This is a genomic window from Chryseobacterium contaminans (genome assembly GCF_001684955.1).
Lineage (GTDB): Bacteria > Bacteroidota > Bacteroidia > Flavobacteriales > Weeksellaceae > Chryseobacterium > Chryseobacterium contaminans.
In genome coordinates, this window is sequence record NZ_MAYF01000139.1 from 1 (window position 1) to 4,879 (window position 4,879).

General features: G+C 37.7%; 5 protein-coding genes and 1 pseudogene. All 6 read right to left on the bottom strand.

What is annotated here, in order from left to right:
* Positions 1–652 (bottom strand): annotated as a pseudogene (locus tag BBH99_RS09710) (sodium:proline symporter); the annotation flags it as partial.
* Positions 645–839 (bottom strand): hypothetical protein, encoded by a 195-nt coding sequence (locus BBH99_RS09715; RefSeq protein WP_066695035.1) that lies wholly within the window; start codon positions 837–839, stop codon positions 645–647. The gene BBH99_RS09715 and the pseudogene BBH99_RS09710, both read right to left, overlap by 8 nt.
* 72 nt (positions 840–911) lie before the next feature.
* Complete coding sequence (locus BBH99_RS09720) at positions 912–1,139, bottom strand: DUF6814 family protein (RefSeq protein WP_066695040.1); 228 nt, start codon at positions 1,137–1,139, stop codon at positions 912–914.
* Positions 1,140–1,182: 43 nt separating this feature from the next.
* Positions 1,183–2,763: an MFS transporter gene (locus BBH99_RS09725; RefSeq protein WP_066695042.1), complete on the bottom strand. Its 1,581-nt coding sequence runs from the start codon at positions 2,761–2,763 to the stop codon at positions 1,183–1,185.
* Positions 2,764–2,869: 106 nt separating this feature from the next.
* Positions 2,870–4,249, bottom strand: coding sequence for a porin (locus BBH99_RS09730; protein ID WP_066695043.1), 1,380 nt, complete (start codon positions 4,247–4,249; stop codon positions 2,870–2,872).
* 231 nt (positions 4,250–4,480) lie between these two features.
* On the bottom strand, positions 4,481–4,879 hold a 399-nt coding region (locus tag BBH99_RS09735), incomplete at its 5' end, for an IS1/IS1595 family N-terminal zinc-binding domain-containing protein (RefSeq protein WP_066695045.1).

The following is a 4,879-nucleotide window of genomic DNA, read 5'->3' on the forward strand; positions in this document are numbered from 1 at the left end:
TATCATTGAATCCATCAAAAACATAATAGATCACAAAAAGTCCGAGAATAATAATGAAGAATAGCTTTAAGAAACTCTCCAGCGCAATAGCAGAGATAATTCCCAGTCTCTTTTCTGAAGCATCTACATATCTTGTTCCATAATAAGAAGAAAATAGGGCAATTAAAATAACAACAAATGTAGCATTATCAGTCAGGATATCCTTGGACATAGGAGTTTCTGTCACCAAATGGAACGTTTCGGAGATTGCTTTAATCTGCAATCCGATATAAGGTACAATGGCCAGAAGACAAACAACTGTGATAATGGCGCCCATACTTCGGCTGTTTCCATATCGCAATGAGATAAAATCTGCAAGGCTGCTTATTTTATTCACCCTAGCGATTCTTACAATCCTGGTGTTGATATAAATCCATGCAGGAATAATCATAGCAGGGCCAATATAAATCGGCAGATAGTTTAATCCACTTGTAGCGGCTACACCAATACTTCCATAGTAAGTCCATGCAGTACAATACACAGCCAATGACAATGCGTAAATGTAAGGATTGTTGATCCAGAACTTGCTTCTTTTCTTCTCTGCCAGGTGGGCAACTAAGAACAGAAGAGCCAGATAAAACAAAACCACAAAAAATAAGGCAAAACTACTCATTGTACTTTTTTACAATTACAAAGGAAATGATGATGGAAATCATCCAGACAACAAACAGATAAATCAGGATCATAGGATAGCCGAAAACTTCCCGTTCACTATTGAAGAGAAGTGAAATAGGAATACTGAAAGCAAGCATCAGTCCGATGCTCAGGATAACCAATTTTTGTTCGTGTCTTTTTTTCATACATGATGATGGATAAAAGATAATTGATGAACATTAATCATTCATCAATTATCATTCATCTCTTATGATTAACTATATTTTTTCGTCAGAATATTCTCCTGTTAAAGCATAATAACCAAAAACAGCCATTCCGCCTGAGATAATCGGCATCAGCACAAAGAGAATGATGATTCCGAAAACCAGATCTTCCTGTTTTCCTGAGGTGATTTTAGGGATTCCCATTACAGTAATTCCAAAATATCCTACGACCGCTGCAATGGCGATCCAGAGTATGCCTAATATTTTTTTTAGTCCGTTCATTTTAGTAGTTTTAAAATTAATAAAAATTTGAGTGATTCAATGATTAATCATGAAGATTATTGTTCTTATTTTTAAGATAAATTAATCCGATAACCAGACAGACTACAGCTACTCCGATCGGATACCATAATCCCTCAAGATACCATGTGGTATGCCCCGCTTCTTTTCCGGTAGTTACCAGGTAAGTGGCTACGGCAGGAAGAAGTCCTCCAAAGACCCCATTTCCAATATGATAAGGTAAAGACATCGATGTGTAGCGGATTCTCACCGGGAACATTTCAACAAGGAATGCTGCGATAGGTCCATAAACCATGGTTACGAAAATAACCTGGATAAATACTAAGAATACTAAATACCATTTTGTACTGTCGCTTACTTTTACAGATTGTGAAACCTTTGGTTCTTCAGCTTTTCCGTCTTTCATAACTGGACCGCCTGGTGACCAGTGAACAATACTGTCTTTTTTAATTAAGGTTCCATCTGTGAAAAGAGTTTCTTTATGAAAAGTGACAAGGCTGTCTGTAGCAATATCATTGTGAATTTTAGCCGTTCTTTTTTCTGTAATTCCGTTGGATGCTACGGTCTTATTTTCAAGGCTGACACTTTTGAACATACTGTCATAAATAGGTCTGTAAGCTAAAATAGCAATCAGCATTCCTGTCATCATCACCGCTTTTCTTCCTATTTTATCAGATAGCCAGCCGAAGAATACAAAGAAAGGTGTTCCTAAAAATAAAGCAGTAGCCATTAAATAGTCTACCTGGGTAGAATCAATATTCATTACTTTCTGCATGAAGCTCATGGCGTAAAACTGTCCTGTGTACCAGATAACCCCTTGTCCCATTGCTGCTCCAAAAAGGGCTAGAAGAACAAATTTAAAATTGAATTTATTACCAAAACTTTCTTTTAAAGGGTTTTTAGAAGTTTTTCCTTCGCTTTTCGCCTTTGCAAAAAGAGGAGATTCCTTCATGTTTTTTCTGATGATATAAGAAACACCCACCATCAGAATTGAAATCCAGAAAGGAACTCTCCAGCCCCAGCCGTCAAATTCTTCAGGAGAAAGCGTAGTTTTAGTGATTAAAATAACAATTAGTGAGATGAAAAGCCCTGCTGTAGCCGTAGTTTGGATCCAGGAAGTCCAGTATCCTCTACGATGAGGTTGTGCATATTCCGCAACATAAGTGGCAGCACCTCCGTATTCTCCTCCTAGAGCAAGCCCTTGTAATAATCTTAGGATTAAAACCAAAACTGGAGCAAGGAATCCTATGGTTTCATAACTTGGGATACATCCGATAAGAAAGGTGGAAAATCCCATAATCAGTAAAGTAACCAGGAAAGTGTATTTTCTTCCGATAAGGTCTCCTAATCTTCCAAAGAATAGCGCGCCAAAAGGTCTTACCACAAATCCGGCTGCAAAAGTGGCCAGTGTAGATAAAAAGGCTGCTGTTGGATTATCTGCCGGGAAAAATTTAGTTGCTAAAACAATGGCTAAACTTCCGAAAATGTAGAAGTCATACCATTCTATAAGGGTTCCGAGGGATGAGGCTGTGATAACGCTCCAGATGGTGCGGTTTTTCTGCCTGTCGGTCATATTTTCGTAGCTTTCGTGATGATTGTCGCTCATATTGATTAGTTTTTGATGTTAATGGAAAATGGAATGAATGAGAAAATGTATTCACAACAGAACTTAACTCATTTTATATTTTTTTATTACCTTAATGTTTTGGAGGTTATAAATAGATCTGGAACTGTACAATAAATTCTCCTTTTGAAGAAGGTTTTTCGGTAGGATTGGTGTAAACAGGCCTTGTTGAATACTGGGTTGTGATTTTTGCATGATGTCCATCTATGAACCAGTTGGCTCCAATATCGAATTGGTTGGATGACTTATCAAAAGCCTCAAAGTTTTTGTGCGTATAGGCTGCAAAAGGTTGTATTCTGATTTTTGGCTTTTCTGCCTGACTTGGCAATAGTAATCCGGCCTGTGCGTAGATAATATTACCTGTTCCGATGGTGGGTTGTAGATTTCCCGGCCCTGCAATAGCTTTGTTGCCTGTGAAATTAGGATCTGAAGCTGCAATATTCATAGTTCCCAGATTTCTTACATAGTTGGGGCCGAAGTTGTAGTTATAATATCCGGCATATGCAGAAACGGCCATTTTGTTTTTGGCTTCACCCAAAGGAATATCTGCAAAAGCATCTACTGCGAAAAGAGTAATATCGTGCTTTTCTACATTTGAATTTACAGAAGTTCTGGTTCCGTCTGCCTGATGGTAAAATCCAGCTCCTACGTTGAAGACTTTTTTCGTTCCCAGGTAAGAGCCTACTTTGAAAGGTAAAGTGTTGGACTCCTCATCAAGGAATTGATATTCAACATATCCGGCTTTTGAAAAACTTGGATTTCCGTTATTGTCTACTGCTACAGCTTTTGATGGATCGGTTACGTTAGCAGGAGTAAGATCTGTAGCAAAAGGTTTGTTTAAGCTGAACCGATACTCAAGTTTTCCGTATTTACCTTTAGCGAACATCCCGATTTGTCTTCCAAACTGATCCGAATTATCAATTAATGGCCACGAGAATACCGGAGAATCTACGGTAAGGAAATTAAGAGTGGAGGCCATGGTCATACGGGAAAGTCCCATATAATAATGAAGTCCTGCCCCTAAAGATAAACTGAATTTTCCCGCTTCTCCAGGTAAAATAACTGCATATTCATTCCAGGCATCATGGAAAAACATCTGGGTTTTCTTTCCGTTTCCGTAACCGCCTGTTCCTGAAGTTCCTGACGCGCCACCATTAATGAAAGTCTGATTGTTGATTCCAAAATGAAGAAGGATCATATATCTTTTGGAGATCTGTGCATAGGTTAAAGCGCGTAATCGCCTGTTTCCCAGGTTCCATGTGTTGTCTGTTGGTTCATTTCCGACCATACTTCCGGGATTCAGTCCGCTGTTTCTCAGCCAAAGCTGATCCCATAAAATAAATCTGATGAATTTATCTCCCTCAGGATTAAGGTTAATTTTTAATCCACTGCCATAATCAGGGGAACCCTGCGAATACATAGAACTGCTGATTAGGGCTGCTCCAATGAATGTAAGTAATTTCTTCATAAATTATCAATTTTTGGCGTTGTTTTTTGTGAAAGCCAAATTGGAATTAATAATTTATTTAATAAAATTTAATATATATTAGTGGTAATAGTATAGGTATGATTTGTTGCGAGGTGCGGGTTTCGTGTTTCGTAATTCGGGTTTTTGAATTTGTTTTATTCGTAAAACATTGATAAATAATGTATTGCTGTTCTGTTTTGCACTTCGAATCTCGAACCCCGAACCTCGCATCTACTTCTTAAACCTTTCCCACTTAATCAGCATATACTTATCAGCAAACTGGGTAATGATGATCCCAGAATTTTTGATATTATCCTCCTGAGCTATATATTCTATTAATTCATTTTGTTTCAATATTTTATAAACAGGATGGAACTCAGAGTGAGGAGGTCTTGTGATGTTATACTTTTTGATCCATGAGCTGATGGTAACATGGGAAACTCCAATAATTCTTTCGATTTCACGGTAGCTTAAACCTTCAAGATAGAGCTGTAAAGCCTTGGTGACATAATAATCATCAATTTGTTTTCCCAGTTTTTTAACCGTAAAATAATAGTTGCAGTTTTTACAGTGAAACCTTTGTTTCTCATTGATAATTCCGCTTTTAACAACTTTATTACCCTTGCATTT